This is a genomic window from Luteimonas sp. A534, from assembly GCF_054072805.1.
Genome location: NZ_JBSVRR010000001.1, coordinates 676,321 through 695,574, shown reverse-complemented (window position 1 = coordinate 695,574; position 19,254 = coordinate 676,321). Strand labels below are relative to the sequence as shown.

Annotated in this window: 13 protein-coding genes; all 13 read left to right on the top strand. The window is 69.3% G+C overall.

The features are described 5' to 3' along the window. The first annotated feature begins 87 nt into the window (after nt 1–87). The 13 genes from dnaK (at nt 88) to ACW5F0_RS03085 (ending at nt 19,253) form a co-directional block, all read left to right on the top strand. A complete protein-coding gene (gene dnaK / locus ACW5F0_RS03145) occupies nt 88–2,022 on the top strand; it encodes a molecular chaperone DnaK (RefSeq protein WP_456964570.1) in 1,935 nt (644 codons plus the stop codon). A gap of 2 nt (nt 2,023–2,024) precedes the next feature. After that, entirely contained in the window at nt 2,025–3,158 is a 1,134-nt protein-coding gene (gene dnaJ, locus ACW5F0_RS03140) for a molecular chaperone DnaJ (RefSeq protein ID WP_456999005.1), read from the top strand. 64 nt (nt 3,159–3,222) lie between these two features. Continuing rightward, complete coding sequence (dapB, locus tag ACW5F0_RS03135) at nt 3,223–3,936, top strand: 4-hydroxy-tetrahydrodipicolinate reductase (protein ID WP_456999004.1); 714 nt, start codon at nt 3,223–3,225, stop codon at nt 3,934–3,936. Nucleotides 3,937–4,070: 134 nt separating this feature from the next. Further along, on the top strand, nt 4,071–5,192 hold the full coding sequence (carA, locus tag ACW5F0_RS03130) for a glutamine-hydrolyzing carbamoyl-phosphate synthase small subunit (protein WP_456999003.1): 1,122 nt from the start codon (nt 4,071–4,073) through the stop codon (nt 5,190–5,192). After that, a complete protein-coding gene (gene carB / locus ACW5F0_RS03125; protein WP_456964565.1) occupies nt 5,192–8,437 on the top strand; it encodes a carbamoyl-phosphate synthase large subunit in 3,246 nt (1,081 codons plus the stop codon). The genes carA and carB overlap by 1 nt, the downstream gene beginning before the upstream one ends. 8 nt (nt 8,438–8,445) lie before the next feature. Beyond that, complete coding sequence (gene greA, locus ACW5F0_RS03120; RefSeq protein WP_456965254.1) at nt 8,446–8,907, top strand: transcription elongation factor GreA; 462 nt, start codon at nt 8,446–8,448, stop codon at nt 8,905–8,907. Nucleotides 8,908–8,914: 7 nt separating this feature from the next. Beyond that, on the top strand, nt 8,915–9,856 hold the full coding sequence (locus tag ACW5F0_RS03115; protein ID WP_456964564.1) for a phosphoglycerate mutase: 942 nt from the start codon (nt 8,915–8,917) through the stop codon (nt 9,854–9,856). Continuing rightward, nucleotides 9,853–11,595, top strand: coding sequence for a single-stranded-DNA-specific exonuclease RecJ (gene recJ / locus ACW5F0_RS03110; RefSeq protein ID WP_456964563.1), 1,743 nt, complete (start codon nt 9,853–9,855; stop codon nt 11,593–11,595). The genes ACW5F0_RS03115 and recJ overlap by 4 nt, the downstream gene beginning before the upstream one ends. A gap of 96 nt (nt 11,596–11,691) precedes the next feature. After that, a complete protein-coding gene (locus ACW5F0_RS03105) occupies nt 11,692–13,038 on the top strand; it encodes a hypothetical protein (protein WP_456999002.1) in 1,347 nt (448 codons plus the stop codon). 97 nt (nt 13,039–13,135) lie between these two features. Beyond that, nucleotides 13,136–14,264, top strand: a protein-coding gene (gene prfB / locus ACW5F0_RS03100) for a peptide chain release factor 2 (RefSeq protein ID WP_456964561.1) whose coding sequence is annotated in 2 segments (ribosomal slippage) — nt 13,136–13,210 and nt 13,212–14,264 — 1,128 coding nt in all. Because the reading frame shifts where the segments join, the coding sequence is not laid out codon by codon here. Nucleotides 14,265–14,354: 90 nt separating this feature from the next. Beyond that, nucleotides 14,355–15,890 carry a lysine--tRNA ligase gene (gene lysS, locus ACW5F0_RS03095; RefSeq protein WP_456964560.1) on the top strand — a complete coding sequence of 512 codons (1,536 nt, stop codon included), beginning with the start codon at nt 14,355–14,357 and terminating at the stop codon, nt 15,888–15,890. A gap of 163 nt (nt 15,891–16,053) precedes the next feature. Further along, entirely contained in the window at nt 16,054–17,118 is a 1,065-nt protein-coding gene (locus tag ACW5F0_RS03090) for an HD domain-containing phosphohydrolase (RefSeq protein WP_456964559.1), read from the top strand. Between the two features lie 5 nt (nt 17,119–17,123). Next, the gene (locus tag ACW5F0_RS03085; protein ID WP_456964558.1) at nt 17,124–19,253 is read left to right on the top strand and encodes an ATP-binding protein; all 2,130 of its coding nucleotides are present in this window, start codon (nt 17,124–17,126) and stop codon (nt 19,251–19,253) included. Nucleotide 19,254: the final 1 nt, after the last annotated feature.

Here is a 19,254-nt window from a genome sequence, read left to right as displayed (position 1 = left end):
ACCGGCGCTTGAAGGCGCCGGCGACCATCCCCAGATAGCAGTCATCGGCGGCGCCGCCGCCCCAGACACGAACCCAGAGGCAAACCCATGGCAAAGATCATCGGCATCGATCTCGGCACGACCAATTCGTGCGTGGCGATCATGGACGGCGGCAAGGCCCGCGTCATCGAGAACAGCGAAGGCGATCGCACCACCCCGTCCGTCGTCGCCTACACCAAGGACGGCGAAGTGCTGGTCGGCGCGTCCGCCAAGCGCCAGGCCGTCACCAACCCCAAGAACACCTTCTACGCGGTGAAGCGCCTGATTGGCCGCAAGTTCACCGATGCCGAAGTCAAGAAGGACCTCGAGCTGGTGCCATATTCCATCGTCGCGCACGACAATGGTGACGCCTGGGTCGAGACCAGCGACGGCAAGAAGCTGTCGGCGCAGGAAGTCTCCGCGCGCATCCTGGAAAAGATGAAGAAGACCGCCGAGGACTACCTGGGCGAGAAGGTCACCGAAGCAGTCATCACGGTGCCGGCGTACTTCAACGACTCGCAGCGCCAGGCGACCAAGGACGCCGGCCGCATCGCCGGCCTCGACGTCAAGCGCATCATCAACGAGCCCACCGCGGCCGCGCTGGCCTATGGCCTGGACAAGGACGGCGGCGACCGCAAGATCGCCGTGTACGACCTCGGCGGCGGCACCTTCGACATGTCGATCATCGAGATCGCCGAAGTCGACGGCGAGAAGCAGTTCGAGGTGCTGGCCACCAACGGCGACACCTTCCTTGGCGGCGAGGACTTCGACAAGCGCGTCATCGACTACCTGGTCGAAGAGTTCCAGAAGGACCAGGGCATCGACCTGCGCAAGGATCCGCTCGCCCTGCAGCGCCTGAAGGATGCCGCCGAACGCGCGAAGATCGAGCTCTCGACCGCGCAGCAGACGGAAGTGAACCTGCCCTACGTGACCGCCGACGCCTCGGGCCCGAAGCACCTCAACATCAAGCTGACCCGGGCCAAGCTCGAGGCGCTGGTGGAGGACCTGGTCAAGAAGACGATCGAGCCCTGCCGCGTGGCGCTCAACGACGCCGGCTTGCGCGCCAGCGACATCAACGAGGTGATCCTGGTTGGCGGCCAGACCCGCATGCCCAAGGTGCAGCAGGCCGTGGCCGAGTTCTTCGGCAAGGACCCGCGCAAGGACGTCAACCCCGACGAGGCGGTCGCCATCGGCGCCGCGGTGCAGGGCGGCGTGCTCGCCGGCGACGTCAAGGACGTGCTGCTGCTCGACGTGACCCCGCTGTCGCTGGGCATCGAGACCCTGGGTGGCGTGTTCACCAAGATCATCGAGAAGAACACCACCATCCCGACCAAGGCCTCGCAGACCTTCTCCACCGCCGAGGACAACCAGTCCGCGGTCACCGTGCACGTGCTGCAGGGCGAGCGCGAGCAGGCCCGCTACAACAAGTCGCTGGCCAAGTTCGACCTCAGCGGCATCGACGCCGCGCCGCGCGGCATGCCGCAGGTGGAAGTGTCGTTCGACATCGACGCCAACGGCATCGTGCACGTCACCGCCAAGGACAAGAAGACCGGCAAGGAGCAGAAGGTCGAGATCAAGGCCGGCTCGGGCCTGTCGGACGACGAGATCCAGCGGATGGTCGCCGACGCCGAGGCGCACCGCGAGGACGACAAGAAGTTCCATGAACTGGTCGGTGCCCGCAACCAGGCCGACGCGCTGGTGCACGGCACGCGCAGCGCGATCAAGGACAACGGCGACAAGGTCCCGGGCGATGTGATCGGCCGCGTGGAGTCCGCCATCGCCGAGGTCGAGACCGCGATGAAGGGCGACGACAAGGGCCAGATCGAAGCGAAGACCAAGGCGCTGGAAGAGGTTGCGCAGGCGCTGTTCGCCGCTGTCGCAGCCGCCGGCCAGGGCGAGGCCGGTGCCGGTGCCGGTGACGCGGGCCAGGCCGAAGGCGGTCAGGCCGACGACGTCGTCGACGCCGAGTTCACCGAGGTCAAGGACGACGACAAGAAGGCCTGACCTTGAGCAAGCGCGACTACTACGACGTCCTCGGTGTCGGCCGTACCGCCACCGAGGACGAGTTGAAGAAGGCCTATCGCCGCTGCGCGATGAAGCACCACCCTGACCGCAACCCCGGCGACGCTGCCGCCGAGGCCGCGTTCAAGGAGTGCAAGGAGGCCTACGAGGTGCTGTCCGACGGCGGCAAGCGCCGCATGTACGACCAGCACGGCCATGCGGCGTTCGAGCACGGCATGGGCGGCGGCAACGCCGGCCCGGGCTTTGGCGGCGCCGACATGGGCGACATCTTCGGCGACATCTTCGGCAACATCTTCGGCGGTGGCGGCGGGCCCCGTGGCCCGCGCCGCGGGGCCGATATCGGCTATGTGATGGAACTCGACCTCGAGGACGCCGTGGCCGGCGTCGAACGCAGGATCGAGCTGCCCAGCCTGGTGGAATGCGAGCCCTGCAAGGGCACGGGTTCCGAAGACAGCGTGCTCGAGACCTGCGATACCTGCCACGGCCACGGCCAGGTGCGCTTCCAGCGCGGCATCTTCTCGATGCAGCAGCCGTGCCCGTCGTGCCATGGCCGCGGCAAGACCTTCAAGTCGCCATGCCCGGCCTGCCGCGGCAACGGCCGCGTGGAGGAGGAGAAGGTGCTGTCGGTGAAGGTGCCTGCGGGCGTCGACAATGGCGACCGCATCCGCCTGTCCGGCGAGGGCGAGGCCGGCCCGTCCGGTACCCAGCCCGGTGACCTGTACGTCGAGGTCCGCGTCCGCGACCACGACATCTTCCAGCGCGACGGCGACGACCTGCACTGCGAGGTCCCGATCCGGATTTCACAGGCTGCCCTGGGGGACACCGTGCGCGTACCCACGCTCGGCGGCGAAGCGGAGATCCGCGTGCCCGCCGAGACCCAGACCGGCAAGGTCTTCCGCCTGCGCGACAAGGGCGTGAAGTCGGTGCGCAGCCGCGCCCCGGGCGATCTCTATTGCAAGGTGGTGGTGGAGACGCCGGTCAACCTGACCAACGAGCAGCGCGAGCTGCTGGACCAGCTGGAGGCGACCTTCGTGGGCGACAACGCGCGCCGCCATTCGCCGAAATCCAGCACCTTCGTCGACGGCGTGAGAGGGTTCTGGGAGCGTATGACGTCCTGAGCGGGCGCGGAGATGCGCGCGATCTTCCTTGTCGGGACCGGTGCGCGCGGCTAGCCTTGCGCGCATGGGCGAATCCACGCGAATCCTGATCCACGGTGCCAGCGGTCGCATGGGCCATGCACTGCTGCGCCTGTGCGCGGAAGGCGCGGCCGGCGACTGCACCGTGGTCGCGGCCGTCTCCCGCCGGCCCGCCCAGCGCGTGGTCGACGGCGTGCCGCGCTTCGCCGCCAGCGAGCTTGCGGGCGTACCCGCGTTCGACGTCGCGGTGGACTTCAGCCTGCCCGAGGGTTTCGATCCGCTGCTCGCGCTCTGCCGGCAGCGCGGCGCAGCCCTGGTGTCTGGCACCACGGGGCTGTCCGACGGACAGCGTCAGGCCCTCGCCGACGCCGCGGAGGCGATTCCCGTGCTCTGGGCGGCCAACTTCAGCCTGGGCGTGGCCGTGCTCGAGGAGCTGGTGGAGCGCGCGGCCGCAAGCCTGGCCGGCTGGGACTGCGATATCGTCGAGACCCACCACGTGCACAAGAAGGATGCGCCCTCGGGGACCGCGCTGGCCTTTGGCGCCGCGGCCGGGCGGGGTGGGGCGGAGGCGCGCTACGCCAGCCTCCGCGCCGGCGACGTGGTCGGCGAGCACCTGGTCCAGTTCACCGGTGCGGGTGAGCGGATCGAGCTGATCCACCGTGCCACCAGCCGCGATGTGTTCGCACGCGGGGCCCTGCACGCCGCCATGCGCCTGCGCGGTCGCGAAGCGGGCGCCTGGCGGCTCCGCGACCTGCTTTAACAGCATCGGTTCACGTCCCAAGCTGGCGCGGCCGGGGCCGCGCCGGTATCATTCCCGCTCGCCTGAACCACTTGCCTCCGGGCCGGCCGATGCCGGGCCGGCGGTGTCTTGCAACCCCACCTAGGCGACCGCCAGTGACCCCACCTGCAATCCTCGTGCTCGAAGACGGCACTGTCTTCGAAGGCGTATCCATCGGCGCGCCCGGCCTCTCCGTCGGCGAAGTCGTGTTCAACACCGCGATGACCGGCTACCAGGAGGTCCTGACCGACCCCTCGTACGCGCGCCAGATCGTCACCCTGACCTATCCCCACATCGGCAACACCGGCTGCACCGGCGAGGACGACGAGTCCGGCCGGGTCTGGTCGGCGGGCCTGGTGGTGCGCGACGTGCCGCGCCGCCCCAGCAGCTGGCGCAGCCGCGCCGCGCTTCCCGAGTGGCTGGCCGATCGCGGCGTGGTTGCCATCGCCGGCATCGACACCCGCCGCCTGACCCGCCTGCTGCGCGAGCGCGGCTCGCTGAACGGCGCGGTGATGGCCGGCGACATCGACGTCGACCGCGCCCTCGAGGCCGCCCGCAAGTTCCCCGGCCTCAAGGGCATGGACCTGGCGCAGATGGTCAGCACTGACAGCCGCTACCAGTGGAGCGAGGGCGACCTCGACCTCGACGCCGGCACGTTCCGCACCGTCGCGCCGCGCTTCCGCGTGGTGGCCTGGGACTACGGCGTCAAGCGCAACATCCTGCGCATGCTGGCCGACCGCGGCTGCGACGTCACCGTGGTTCCCGCGCGCACCAGCGCCGCCGAGGTGCTGGCGCTGAAGCCCGACGGGGTGTTCCTGTCCAACGGTCCCGGCGATCCGGAGCCCTGCGATTACGCGATCGAGGCGATCCGCGAAGTGCTGGCCGCGAAGGTCCCGACCTTCGGCATCTGCCTCGGCCACCAGCTGCTGGGCCTGGCGGTGGGCGCGCGCACGATGAAGATGGCCAACGGCCACCACGGCGCCAACCATCCGGTGCAGGACCTGGAAACGGGCAGGGTGATGATCACCTCGCAGAACCATGGCTTCGCGATCGACGAGGCCACGCTGCCGGACACCGTGCGCGTGACCCACCGCTCGCTCTTCGATGGCACCAACCAGGGCATCGCGCTCACCGACGCGCCGGCCTTCAGCTTCCAGGGCCACCCGGAAGCCGCGCCCGGCCCGCAGGACGTGACCCCGCTCTTCGACCGCTTCATCGCGCTGATGGAGGCGCACTGATGCCCAGGCGCACTGATCTCAAGACCATCCTCATCATCGGCGCTGGCCCGATCGTCATCGGCCAGGCCTGCGAGTTCGACTACTCCGGCGCGCAGGCCTGCAAGGCGCTGCGCGAAGAGGGCTACCGCGTGGTGCTGGTGAACTCCAACCCGGCCACGATCATGACCGACCCGGACACGGCGGACGCGGTCTACATCGAGCCGATCACCTGGCAGATGGTCGAGAAGATCATCGAGAAGGAGCGCCCCGACGCGCTGCTGCCGACCATGGGCGGCCAGACCGCGCTCAACTGCGCGCTGGATCTCGCCGACCACGGCGTGCTGGAGAAGTACGGCGTCGAGCTGATCGGCGCCAAGCGCGAGGCCATCATGATGGCCGAGGACCGCGAGCTGTTCCGCGTGGCAATGGCCGAGATCGGCCTGGAGTGCCCGAAGGCGGAGGTCGCGAAGACCTTCGAGCAGGCGGTCGACATCCAGACGCGCGTCGGCTATCCGACCATCATCCGCCCCAGCTTCACGCTCGGTGGCAGCGGCGGCGGCATCGCCTACAACCGCGAGGAGTTCGAGGAGATCGCCAAGCGCGGCCTGGAGCTCTCGCCGGTGGGCGAGATCCTGGTCGAGGAGTCGGTGCTGGGCTGGAAGGAGTTCGAGATGGAAGTCGTCCGCGACACCGCGGACAACTGCATCATCGTCTGCTCGATCGAGAACCTCGACGCGATGGGCGTGCATACCGGTGACTCGATCACCGTCGCGCCGGCGCAGACGCTGACCGACCGCGAATACCAGCGCCTGCGCCAGGCGTCCATCGACGTGCTGCGCAAGATCGGCGTCGATACCGGCGGTTCCAACGTCCAGTTCGGCATCAACGCCGAGACCGGGCGCGTGGTGGTGATCGAGATGAACCCGCGCGTGTCGCGCTCGTCGGCCCTGGCGTCGAAGGCGACCGGCTTCCCGATCGCCAAGGTCGCGGCCAAGCTGGCGGTGGGCTACACGCTTGATGAGTTGAAGAACGACATCACCGGTGGCCTGACGCCGGCGTCCTTCGAGCCCTCGATCGACTACGTCGTCACCAAGATCCCGCGCTTCGCCTTCGAGAAATTCCCGCAGGCCGATTCGCGCCTGACCACCCAGATGAAGTCGGTGGGCGAGGTGATGGCGATCGGCCGCACCTTCCAGGAATCGCTGCAGAAAGCGCTGCGTGGCCTCGAGACCGGCAAGGTCGGACTGGATCCCACCGGGCTGGACCTGGGCTCCGAGGACGGGCTGGCGGCGCTTCGGCGCGAGCTGCGCGAACCCAAGCCCGACCGCCTGTTCCACGTCGCCGACGCCTTCCGCGCCGGCATGACGGTGGACGACGTGTTCGCACTGTCGTGGATCGACCCCTGGTTCCTCGACCAGATCGAAGACATCGTCGCGGCCGAGCGCGAAGCCGAGGTCGCGGGCGTCGATGCACTGGACGCCGTGCGCCTGCGCGAGCTCAAGCGCATGGGCTTCTCGGATGCCCGCCTGGCGCAGCTTGTCGGCGTCGAGGAAAAGGCCGTGCGTGCGCTGCGCCGCGCCTTCGGCATCAAGCCGGTCTACAAGCGCGTGGATTCCTGCGCCGCCGAGTTCGCGACCACCACCGCCTATCTCTACTCGACCTACGAGGAAGAGTGCGAGGCCGAACCCACCGGCCGCGACAAGATCATGGTGCTCGGCGGCGGCCCCAACCGCATCGGCCAGGGCATCGAGTTCGATTACTGCTGCGTGCACGCGGCGCTCGCCCTGCGCGAGGACGGGTACGAGACCATCATGGTCAACTGCAACCCGGAAACCGTGTCCACCGACTACGACACCTCCGACCGCCTGTACTTCGAGCCGGTGACGCTGGAAGACGTGCTGGAGATCGTCGAGCTGGAGAAGCCCAAGGGCGTGATCGTGCACTACGGCGGCCAGACGCCGCTCAAGCTCGCGCGCGCGCTGGAAGCGAACGGCGTGCCGATCATCGGCACCTCGCCGGACTCGATCGACCTCGCCGAGGATCGCGAGCGCTTCCAGAAGCTGGTCGACGAGCTGGGCCTGAAGCAGCCGCCCAACCGCACCGCGCGCAGCGCCGAGCAGGCGCTGGCGCTGGCCGGGGAAATCGGCTACCCGCTGGTGGTGCGCCCGAGCTACGTGCTCGGCGGCCGCGCGATGGAAGTGGTGCATGCCGACGCCGACCTCGAACGCTACATGCGCGAAGCGGTGAAGGTGTCGAACGATTCGCCGGTGCTGCTCGACCGTTTCCTCGACAACGCGGTCGAGGTCGACATCGACGTCATCGCCGATGCCGACGGCCAGGTGCTGATCGGCGGCCTGATGGAGCACATCGAGGAGGCCGGCGTGCATTCGGGCGACTCGTCCTGCTCGCTGCCGCCGTATTCGCTGTCGGAGTCCACCAAGGCCCGCCTGCGCGAGCAGGTCGCGGCGATGGCGCGTGCGCTCAACGTGGTCGGCCTGATGAACACCCAGTTCGCCGTGCAGACCGACGACGAAGGCGAGGACACGATCTTCCTGCTCGAGGTCAACCCGCGCGCCTCGCGCACCGTGCCCTTCGTGTCCAAGGCCACCGGCGTGCCGCTGGCCAAGATCGCGGCGCGCTGCATGGCGGGCCGCACGCTGGCCGAGCAGGGCGTGACCGAGGAAGTCGTGCCCGGCTACTACTCGGTCAAGGAGGCGATCTTCCCCTTCGCCAAGTTCCAGGGCGTGGATCCGATCCTCGGCCCGGAGATGCGCTCGACCGGCGAGGTCATGGGCGTGGGCCAGAACTTCGGCGCCGCGTTCGCGCGGGCACAGGAAGCGGCCGGCATCCGCGCGCCGACGCCGGGCAAGGCCTTCGTGTCCGTGCGCGACCCCGACAAGAAGCGGCTGCTGCCGGTGGCGCATGCGCTGCTTGAACGCGGCTTCTCCCTGATCGCGACCTCGGGCACCGCACGCTGGCTGGGCGAGAACGGCGTGGCCTGCGAGCAGGTCAACAAGGTGGCCGAGGGCCGGCCGCATATCGTCGACCTGATCAAGAACGGCGAGATCGCCTATATCGTCAACACCACCGAAGGGCGCCAGGCGATCGCGGACTCGTTCTCGATCCGTCGCGAGGCGCTGCAGCAGCGGGTGACCTATTCGACCACCATTGCCGGTGCGAAGGCCTTGCTGCATTCTCTGGATTATCGCGGCAGCGGCCCGGTGTGGGCACTGCACGAACTGCATGAGGAGTTGAAGAAGACATGAGACCACCGATCACGGCACAGGGCGCGCAGCGGCTTCGCGCGGAGCTGGATGAGCTGAAGAGCGTCCAGCGGCCTGCCGTCATCAATGCGATCGCCGAGGCACGCGAGCACGGCGATCTGAAGGAGAACGCGGAGTACCACGCCGCGCGCGAGCAGCAGGGCTTCATCGAGGGCCGCATCAAGCAGCTCGAGGGCGAGCTCTCGCACGCGCAGGTGATCGACGTGTCCACGCTCAAGGTGGGCGACAAGGTGGTGTTCGGCGCCACCGTGCTGCTGGCCGACGAAGAAAGCGGTGCGGAAAAGCGCTACCAGATCGTGGGCGACCTCGAGGCCGACATCAAGAACGGCCAGATCGCGATCTCGTCGCCGGTGGCGCGTGCGCTGATCGGCAAGCACGCTGGCGACGTCGTCACCATCGAGGCGCCCGGCGGCACCAGCGAGTACGAGATCGTCGAGGTCAGCTACGGCTGATCCGGCGATGCCGGCCCCCAGCACCATCACCCTGCTGCTCCCGGCTGCCACGAGGCTCGGGCGGCAGCGCCTGTCCGTCGCGAACGCGACAGCGCTCGGGCGCGGCACGCGGCAGCCCGACGGCGAGCCCGGGCGACGCGCGCAGCTGCTCCGGTACTTCCCGCTGCGCGGCGAAGGCTGGCCGATCGCGGCGCTGTCGCGACAGGCCGAGGTCGGCGATGCCGAAGGCGCGGCCTGGCTGCGCGCCGATCCAGTGTGGCTGCGTCCGGACATCAACGGCGTGCGGCTGCTCGCGCATGGCGAGGCGCTCGCGCTCACGCGCGAGGACTGCGACGAACTGCTGCCCGCGCTGCGGCCGCTGTTTGGCGATGCCGGCTTCGCGCTCGACGCGCCGCACCCGGCGCGCTGGTACCTGCGCCTGCCCGGCGGCACGACGGTGCCTGCGTTCTCCGATCCGGGCGATGCGCTGGGCGAGGACCTCTTCGACCATCTCGACACCAGTCCCGAGGGCCGGCGCTGGCGCAGCCTCGCCAGCGAGGCCCAGGTGACCCTGCACAACCATCCGCTCAACGCGCGTCGCGCCGCGCGCGGGCAGGCGCCCGTGAACGCGCTGTGGTTCTGGGGTGGCGGTCGCCTCCCGGCGGTGGCCGGCGGCGGGGGCGAGACCGGCTACAGCGACGACGACACTGCGCGCGCACTGGCAGCGGTCGGCGGCTTGGGCGAAGCGCTGCCGGACCGGTTCACCGGCGCGCCCGGCGTGTACGACATCGAGGGCACGCGCGATCTCGAGTGGATCGAGCGCGAGTGGCTGCTCCCGGCGCTCGAGGCGCTGCGTGGGGGGCAAATCGCTGAGCTGCGGCTCGACGACGGCGACGGCTGGCGGCTTTCGCTCCGCCGCAGGCACCTGCTGCGGTTCTGGCGTCGCGCCACGTCCTGGCCCGCGCAGTGACGCCACCACGTACCATCCGCCGCCGGCAGGTCCCCGGCGTGCAGCCTGGCGCCGAGTGGCCGGCGGACGTGCCGCCACTGCTGCGCCGGATCTACGCCGCGCGCGGCGCCGCGGACATCGATGCCGCGCGCCCGCGCCTGGCCGGCCTGCTGCCGCCCGACGGCTTGCTCGACCTCGACCGCGCCACGAAGCTGCTGGCCACGGCCATCGCCGAGGGCCAGCGCATCCTCGTGGTCGGCGACTTCGACTGCGATGGGGCCACCGCCTGCGCCGTCGCGGTGCGGGGCCTGCGCATGCTCGGCGCGCGCGAGGTCCTGCACGCGGTACCCAACCGCATGATCCATGGCTACGGGCTGTCCCCGGCGCTGGTCGGCGAACTGGCGCCGACGCGCCCCGACCTCCTGGTCACGGTCGACCACGGCATCGCCTGCCACGCCGGCATCGACGCGGCCAAGGCGCTGGGATGGCGGGTCCTGGTCACCGACCACCACCTGCCCGGCGAACGCCTGCCGGCGGCGGATGCGATCGTGAACCCGAACCGGCACGGCGATGGCTTTCCCAGCAAGGTCCTCGCGGGCGTGGGCGTGATGTTCTACGTGCTGCTCGCGCTGCGGGCGCGGCTGCGCGCCGATGGACGGCTGGAAGGCAAGGGTCCGGACCTCGGGCAGCTGCTGGACCTCGTCGCGGTCGGGACGGTGGCCGACCTGGTGCCGCTGGACGCGAACAACCGTGCGCTGGTCGCCGCAGGCCTGCGCCGGCTGCGGGCGGGGCAGGGCTGCCCCGGGCTCAAGGCACTGATCGAGGTGGCCGGGCGCCGTGCGGAGTCGCTGGTGGCCGCGGATATCGGCTTCGCCGTGGGGCCGCGGTTGAACGCCGCCGGGCGCCTGGAAGACATGGCGCTGGGCATCGAGTGCCTGCTTTGCGACGAACCCGCGCGCGCCTACGAGCTGGCCCGCCAGCTCGACGCCATCAATCGCGAACGCCGCAACGTGCAGCAATCAATGCTCGACGAAGCAGAACGTGCGCTGTCGACGCAGGCCCTGGACGCGCTGGGGCGGACCGGGGCACTGCCTGCCGCGGTCTGCACCTTCGACCCGGGCTGGCACCCGGGTGTGGTGGGCCTGGTGGCCTCCAAGCTGAAGGAACGCCTGCATCGGCCAGTGGTGGCCTTCGCGCCCTCCGAACCGGGCAGCACCAGCCTGCGGGGCTCGGCGCGCTCGATCCCGGGCTTCCACATCCGTGATGCGCTCGCTGCTGTCGACGCCCGCCACCCCGGCCTGATCGAGCGCTTCGGTGGCCATGCGATGGCGGCTGGCCTGAGCCTCGACGCCGAGCGGCTGCAGGCGTTCGAAGCCGCCTTCCACGCCCATGCCGAAGCCACGCTCGATCCCGCTGCCTTGCAGGCCACCGTCGAAAGCGATGGCGCCCTGGCACCGTCCGAGTTCGATCGTGCCCACGCCCAGGCGCTGCGCGATGGTGGTCCCTGGGGGCAGGGGTTTCCAGAGCCCCTGTTCGATGGCGAGTTCGAGGTGCGCGACTGGCGCGTGGTCGCCGAGCGACATCTGCGGCTGACGCTGGGCGTGGATGGACTGCGTGCAACGCTGGCCGGCATCCACTTCGGCGCCTGGAAGGGGGAGCCGCCACCGCCCCGCGCCCGACTCGCCTATCGGCTCACGCCCGACGATTACCGCGGCGGCGATGCCATCCAGCTGGTGGTGGAACACCTCGAAGCCTGCTGACGCCGGTCCAGGGCTATCGCTGAATACGATAGCCCCGGATAATCCCGCGGCTTGGTCGGGCAATCAGGCCCTGCCGCATTTCGGGACCTCTTCAGCATGGAACACAAGCGACTGGCGGCACTGGCCGTTTCCCTCGGCCTTCTGGGCGGAGCACATACGGCACTGGCCACCGAGCCCGCGGCAACGCGGATCACCCCGGGACAGCAGGTCCGCGGGGAGATCACCAGCGCGGACGTGATCAACTGGCGTGACGGCTCCCGCAGCGAACTCTTCTCCTTCGCGCTCGACGCCGGACAGGCCGTCCAGTTCGCAGTCGAAGGCCCGCTGCGCGCGCAGCTCTCGGTGTTCCTCGATGGCCAGCTGGTGCGCGCCTCGTCCGGTGACGGGGAGGCCACGAACCTTTCGATCCGCGCCCCGCGTGCGGGCCGCTACGTGCTGGCGGTCAGCGGCCATGACGGCTCCGCGTACGGACCTTTCGTCCTCGGCGCGACCGAACTGCAGGTGTACGCAGGAGGCGAACTGGCGGCCGGCGCGTCGATCAGCGACTGGCTGGACGGCAGCAAGCGCATTCCGCTGCGCATCGAACGCGAAGGCGTGTACGCGCTACGCATGGCCGCCGACGGCTTCGACACGGTGCTGGGCCTGGAAGGCAACGGTGTCTCGCTCAGCAACGACGATGCCGAAGGCAGCAATTCGCAGCTGACCGCGTGGCTGGCGCCGGGCGCGTACACGCTGGTCGCCTCCGGCTTCGGCGGCATGGCGGAAGGGCAGTACGAGCTTTCCGTGGCCGAACGCGAACTGCCGCCCGGCGTCGAGATTGCCGCCGACGGCGAACTGGAGCCGGGCAGCGACATCACCGCGCTCTACCAGGGTCGGCCGGTGTCCTATCGTCTGAGCGTGAACGAGCGGCAACTGCTCGAGCTCGACATGCGCAGCCCCGAGCTTGATTCGCGCCTGCGGCTCGCTGGCGCGGGCGTGGTGCTTGAAGACGACGACTCCGGCGAGCGCCTGGACGCCCGCATCGCCTCGGTGATCGAACCCGGCGAATACACCGTGCAGGCGTCGGCTTTCGATGCCGAAGGTGGCGCAGGCGTGTTCACGCTGGCGGCGCGCCTGTCCCCGGTGCCTCACGATGCCGGCGGCGGCGTCCTCCAGGTGGGCCAGCAGCGCGAGGCCAGGCTGCTCCCGGGCGTGACCGACCGCTACACCTTCCGCATCGCGCGCGCAGGCAGCTACGCGATCACGATGGGGTCGAACGACGGCGTGGATGCCCACCTCAGGCTGTACCGCGACAACGAACTGCTTGCCGAGGACGACGATAGCGGTGGTGGTTTGGACGCCCGCATCGAGGACACCCTGCAGCCGGGTGACTACGTGCTCGAGGCGTCATCTGCGGTGGGCGGCGAGGGTGGCCGCTACCAGATCCAGGTACGGCGCCGCTGAGGCGAGGCCTTGCGCTCCGGATAGCCGGAGCGCAGGAAACCGGCTGGCAGCCGGAAATTGCTAGAATCCGCCTCTTTCCACGCGGATCTACCAGCACATGATGGAGCTCAATCCCGTCCGCCAGCGCATCGCCGACCTGAAGGGTCGGCTGGATGCGCTGAGGGGGTTTCTTTGACTACGACACCAAGCGCGAGCGGCTCGAGGAAGTAGAGCGCGAGCTCGAGAATCCCGACATCTGGAACGATCCCGAGCGGGCGCAGGCCCTGGGCCGCGAGCGCTCGCTGCTCGACAAGACCGTCAACGGCATTCGCGACCTGACCGACGGCCTCGTGGGCGCGGCCGAGTTGCTTGACCTGGCCGATGCCGAGGATGACGAAGAGACGGCCCAGGCGGTCGAAGCCGACCTCGACGGCTTCACCTCCCGGGTGGAGAAGCTCGAGTTCCAGCGCATGTTCTCCGGCAAGATGGATTCGGCCAATGCCTTCCTGGACATCCAGGCCGGCGCCGGTGGCACCGAAGCCCAGGACTGGGCCGAGATCCTGCTGCGCATGTACCTGCGCTGGGCGGAAGACCGCGGCTGGAAGACCGAGATCATGGAGGCCAGCGGGGGCGACGTCGCCGGCATCAAGTCGGCCACGGTGCGCGTCGAGGGCGAGTACGCCTACGGCTGGCTGAAGACCGAGATCGGCGTCCATCGCCTGGTGCGCAAGTCGCCGTTCGACTCCGACAACCGCCGCCATACCAGCTTCACCTCGGTGTTCGTGTCGCCGGAAGTCGATGACGACATCGACATCCAGATCAACCCGGCGGACCTGCGCACCGACGTGTACCGCTCTTCCGGTGCCGGCGGCCAGCACGTCAACAAGACCGAGTCGGCGGTGCGCATCACGCACATCCCGACCAATACCGTGGTCGCCTGCCAGAATGGGCGCAGCCAGCACCAGAACCGCGATACCGCGATGAAGATGCTGGCGGCGAAGCTCTACGAACTTGAAGTGCAGAAGCGCAACGTCGAGAAGGACGCGCTGGAAGCCACCAAGTCCGACATCGGCTGGGGCAGCCAGATCCGCAACTACGTGCTCGACCAGAGCCGGATCAAGGACCTGCGCACCGGCATCGAGCGCTCGGACACGCAGAACGTGCTGGACGGCGACCTGGATGAATTCATCGAAGCCAGCCTGAAGTCCGGGCTCGAGGCGGGTTCGAAGCGGCTTGACGCGATCTGACGTCGGGTCATGACCGGCCGTGGACGTTCCACGGTCCGGTGTTCGCAGCTCCGGCTGCTTCCACAGATGGTTTGTACTTTCGAGGCGAACGTGACGAAGACCGACCCAACCCCCGCACCCGCAGCGCCCGCGGACGAGAACAGCCTGGTCGCGGAGCGCCGCGGCAAGCTGGCCACGCTGCGCGGGCAGGGCATCGCGTTCCCCAATGATTTCCGGCGCAGCGACCATGCCGGCGACCTTCAGGGCGAGTACGCCGATGCGGACGCCTGGGACGCCGCGGCGCTCGAGGCCACGGGTCGCAGCGTGGCCGTCGCCGGGCGCATGCTCGCCAAGCGCGTGATGGGCAAGGCGGCGTTCGTCGAACTGCAGGACGTCAGCGGGCGCATCCAGCTGTTCCTGCAGGCCAATGCGCTGGGCGACATCTACGATGCGTTCAAGTCCTGGGACGTCGGCGACATCATCGCCGCCGAGGGCGGACTCACGCGCACCCGCACCGGCGAGCTGTCGGTCAAGGCCGCGACGCTGCGGCTGCTGACCAAGTCGCTGCGCCCGCTGCCGGACAAGTGGCATGGCCTGGCCGACGTCGAGCAGCGCTATCGCCAGCGCTACGTCGACCTGATCGTGAACCCGGAAGCGCGCGACGTGTTCGTGGTGCGCTCGAAAGTGGTCGCGGCCATGCGCCGCTGGCTCGACGCGCGCCGCTTCCTGGAAGTGGAGACGCCGATGATGCATTACATCGCCGGCGGCGCCACCGCGCGCCCGTTCACCACCCACCACAACGCACTCGACCTCGAGCTCTACCTGCGCGTGGCGCCCGAGCTCTACCTCAAGCGCCTGGTGGTCGGCGGCTTCGAGCGCGTCTACGAGATCAACCGGAACTTCCGCAACGAAGGGGTGAGCACCCGCCACAACCCCGAGTTCACGATGCTCGAGCTGTACGAGGCCTACGCCTCGTATACCGAGATCATGGACCTCACGGAGCGCATGATCCGCGACGTCGCCCTGGAAGCCACCGGTGGCACCCGCTTCGAATGGGACGGCCACGCGATCGACCTTGCGCCGGACTTCCGCCGCTGGAAGATGGAAGATGCCGTGCGCGAGCTCAACCCGGAAATCAGCGCCGCCGACTGCCGCGACCGCGAGGCGCTGGCTGGGCATTGCGCGCGCCTGAAGGTGTCGGTGAAGCCGTCCTGGGGCTGGGGCAAGCTGCTGCTCGAGCTGTTCGAGGCGACGGTGGAAGAGGGGCTGGTGCAACCGACCTTCATCACCCATTACCCGGTGGAAGTGTCGCCGCTGGCGCGGGAGTCGGACACCGATCCCGGCATCACCGACCGCTTCGAGCTCTTCATCGGCGGCAAGGAGATGGCCAACGGCTTCTCCGAACTCAATGATCCCGAGGACCAGGCCGCGCGCTTCCGCGCGCAGGTGGAAGCCAAGGCCGGGGGCGACGACGAAGCCATGCACTACGACGCCGATTACATCCGCGCGCTCGAAGTGGGCATGCCGCCGACCGGTGGCCTGGGGGTCGGCATCGACCGACTGGTGATGCTGCTGACCGGCTCGGCCTCGATCCGCGACGTGCTGCTGTTTCCTTACATGCGCCCGCAGGGCGCTGTCCAGGAGTGACGCACAAGGGCAGGCTTTGCCCGATCCGTCCCGGTTCTGACGTATTCTCCGGATACAAGGGCCGCCAGTCGGTGGCCACGTCGGGCACGGAATATGCGTGCCTCCATATCGGGCGGCACCTGCGTGCCGCGCCGCGACCGACCGGGCTTGGGGACAGGATCAGGTGAACATCGTCATCGTCGACGACCAGACCTCAGCGCGCACGATGCTGCGGCACATTCTCGAGGACATCAGTCCCGAGCTCGAAGTGCTCGACTTCAGCGAGCCGCAGGAAGCGCTGCGCTGGTGCGAGGCCAACCGCCCGGACCTGCTGCTGCTGGACTACCGTATGCCGGTGATGGACGGCCTCGAGTTCGCGCGCCGCTTCCGGCGCCCGCTGCTGCACCGCGACGTGCCGATCGTGCTGGTGACCGTGGTCGGCGACGAGCCCATCCGCCAGGCGGCACTGGACGCCGGCGTGATCGACTTCCTCGTCAAGCCGGTGCGCCCGCGCGAGCTTCGCGCGCGTTGCCGCAACCTGCTGCAACTGCGCCAGCAGGCGGAGTCGGTCAAGCAGCGTGCGCTGTCGCTCGAGCAGCGGCTGCTGTCGAGCATGCACGAGGTGGAAGAGCGCGAACGCGAGACCCTGACCCGCCTGGCGCGTGCCATCGCCTACCGTGACGCCGGCACCAGCGCCAACCTCGCGCGCCTGGCCGCGGTGGCCGGCGTCGTCGCCGAGGGCCTTGGACTGAACGAGGACGAAGTCCGCACGATCGAACTGGCGGCGCCGCTGCACGACATCGGCAAGATCGCCATCCCCGACGCCGTCCTGCTCAAGCCCGGTCCACTGACCGAGGACGAGCTCGAGGTCATGCGCAAGCACCCCGAGATCGGGCACGAACTGCTCAAGGACAGCCAGAACCGTTTCGTCCAGATGGGCGCCAGCATCGCCCTGCGCCACCAGGAGCGCTACGACGGCAGCGGCTATCCCGGGGGGCTGGTGGGCGACGCCATCCCGCTGGAGGCGCGCGTGGTGGCGGTGGCCGACGTCTTCGATGCCCTCCTGTCCGAGCGCCCCTACAAGCGCGCCTGGACCATGGACGAAACCTTCGCCTACATCGCCGGGGAAAGCGGGCGTCTGTTCGATCCGCGCTGCGTCGATGCGCTGGTGGCCGGCCGCACGCGCGTGGAGGAGATCTGCGCGCACTACGCGGCAGGCGTGGCCACCGTCGAGGCCAGCGGGGCCTGACCGCAGTGTTCGCCGCCCTGCACTGGGCCAGGCAACGCCTGGCGAACCGCCCCGACACCGAGCACGGACAGGCGCTGGTGCGCCTGGCGATGCTGGTGCTGGTGGTGCTCTACCTGCAGGTGGTGGTCAGCGGACGCCCGGACGTCGCGCAGGAGCTGCGGCTTTCGCTGCAACTGCTGGCAGTCGAATTCGGCGTCTGCTTCCTGATCCTGGGCTGGCTGCTGGCGCGCCCAGGCGTGTCGTACCCGCGCCGCGTGCTGGGCATGATCGCCGACTACAGCCTGATGGGCATCGGGCTCTACCTGCTGGGCGACCTGCTGGCCTGGATGTACGTGGTGATCCTGTGGGTTACCGTCGGCAACGGCCTGCGCTACGGCCCGCGCTGGCTGTACCTCGCGATCGGCTTTGCCGCGGTGTCCTTCGGCGCGGCGCTGGCCACCACGCCGTACTGGCAGGAGAACCTGCCGCTGGGTTACGGCCTGCTGCTTGGACTGGCCGCGGTGCCGCTGTACCTCAGCTCGCTGCTGCGCAAGCTGGTGCAGGCCACGGAGGCGGCGCAGGCGGCCAACCGGGCCAAGAGCCGGTTCCTGGCCAATATCAGCCATGAGCTGCGCACGCCGCTCAACGGCATCCTCGGCATGTCCGAACTGCTGTCGGCGACGCAGCTTTCCGCCGAGCAGCGCGACAGCGCGGAAGTCATCCGCACCTCGGCCCGCGCCTTGCAGATGGTGGTGGACGAAGTGCTGGACCTCTCCAGCCTGGAGGCCGGCAAGTTCAGGCGCACCGACGCCGACTTCTCGCTTCCCGAGCTGACGCGCGGTATCCAGCTGATGCTGCAGCCCAGTGCCCAGGCGAAGGGGCTGGCGTTCGAAACGCGCCTTGGCGACAACGTGCCCGCGTACCTGCACGGCGACGGCAACCACCTGCGCCACGTGCTGGTGAACCTGATGTCGAACGCGATCAAGTTCACCGACGCCGGTCGCGTCTCGCTGGTGGTCGAGCGGATGCCGCGCGACGACGGCTTCGCCTGGCTTCGCTTCTCGGTGCGCGATACCGGCATCGGCATCGCCGAGTCCGCCCAGCAGCGGATCTTCGAGGCCTTCGAACAGGCCGACAGCGGCCGCGAGCGCCGCTTCGGCGGAACCGGGCTCGGCACGACGATCGCCAAGGCGTTGGTCGAGCAGCTCGGCGGCAGCATCGGGCTGGAGAGCCAGCCCGGCGCCGGCTCGCACTTCTGGGTGGAGCTGCCCTTCGCGCTGGCCGAGCCGGCGGTCGACAACGGCAACGTCATCGCCTTCAGCGATCCCTTCGTCCGCCATCGCGCGCGCGTGCGGCCGATGCGCATCCTGGTCGCCGATGACCAGAGCGCCAACCTCATGGTCATGCGGCGCCTGCTGGAAAAGGCGGGTCACCGCGCGCAGGTGGTCGACGACGGCGAGGACGTGCTGGCCGCGCTCGAGGCCCAATCCTTCGACGCGGTGATCATCGACCTGCACATGCCCGGCGGCAGCGGCGTGGAAGTGCTCAAGCAGGCCCACTTCATGGAAGCCGGCCGCAGGCGCACGCCCTTCATCGTCCTCACCGCCGATGCCACGCCAGAGGCCCGTGCCGAGTGCGAACGCGCAGGCGCATTCGCCTTCATGACCAAGCCGGTGGTCGTCGATCGCCTGCTCGAACGTCTTGCGGCGGTTGCCGAGGGCGAGGCTCCGCAGGCCGGGATGGCCGAACTGCAACCTGCGAGCACGGACAAAGGCGACGGCAGCGTGATCTCGCAGCACATCCTGGAGGAACTCCGGGAGATGGGGCTGGGCGAGGAGTTCGTGCACCGCTTCCTCGGCGAGTGCGCGCGCGATGCGCGCAAGTGCCTGGCCGAACTCGAGGCCGCCGGAACGGGGGGGCAGTGGGACGCTTTCCGCGATGCCTGCCACGCGCTCAAGGGCGCGGCCGGCAACATGGGCGCGGTGCGGCTTTCGGAAAGCGCAACCCAGGGGATGCGCATGCACAGTGATGAACTGGGCCGCGAATGGCCCGGCGTGGTGCGCCTGCTCCGCCAGCAGCTGGAGCAGGCGCTGACCGCACTGCGCGCGCGCGGCGACCTCGTCCGTGAGGCCGCGACCGGTCCCGAAAGCGCCTGAG

Coding starts and splice junctions, on each gene's coding strand:
- dnaK (WP_456964570.1), top strand. CDS start 88: ATGGCAAAGATCATCGGCATCGATCTCGGCACGACCAATTCGTGCGTG.
- dapB (WP_456999004.1), top strand. CDS start 3,223: ATGGGCGAATCCACGCGAATCCTGATCCACGGTGCCAGCGGTCGCATG.
- carB (WP_456964565.1), top strand. CDS start 5,192: ATGCCCAGGCGCACTGATCTCAAGACCATCCTCATCATCGGCGCTGGC.
- ACW5F0_RS03115 (WP_456964564.1), top strand. CDS start 8,915: ATGCCGGCCCCCAGCACCATCACCCTGCTGCTCCCGGCTGCCACGAGG.
- ACW5F0_RS03105 (WP_456999002.1), top strand. CDS start 11,692: ATGGAACACAAGCGACTGGCGGCACTGGCCGTTTCCCTCGGCCTTCTG.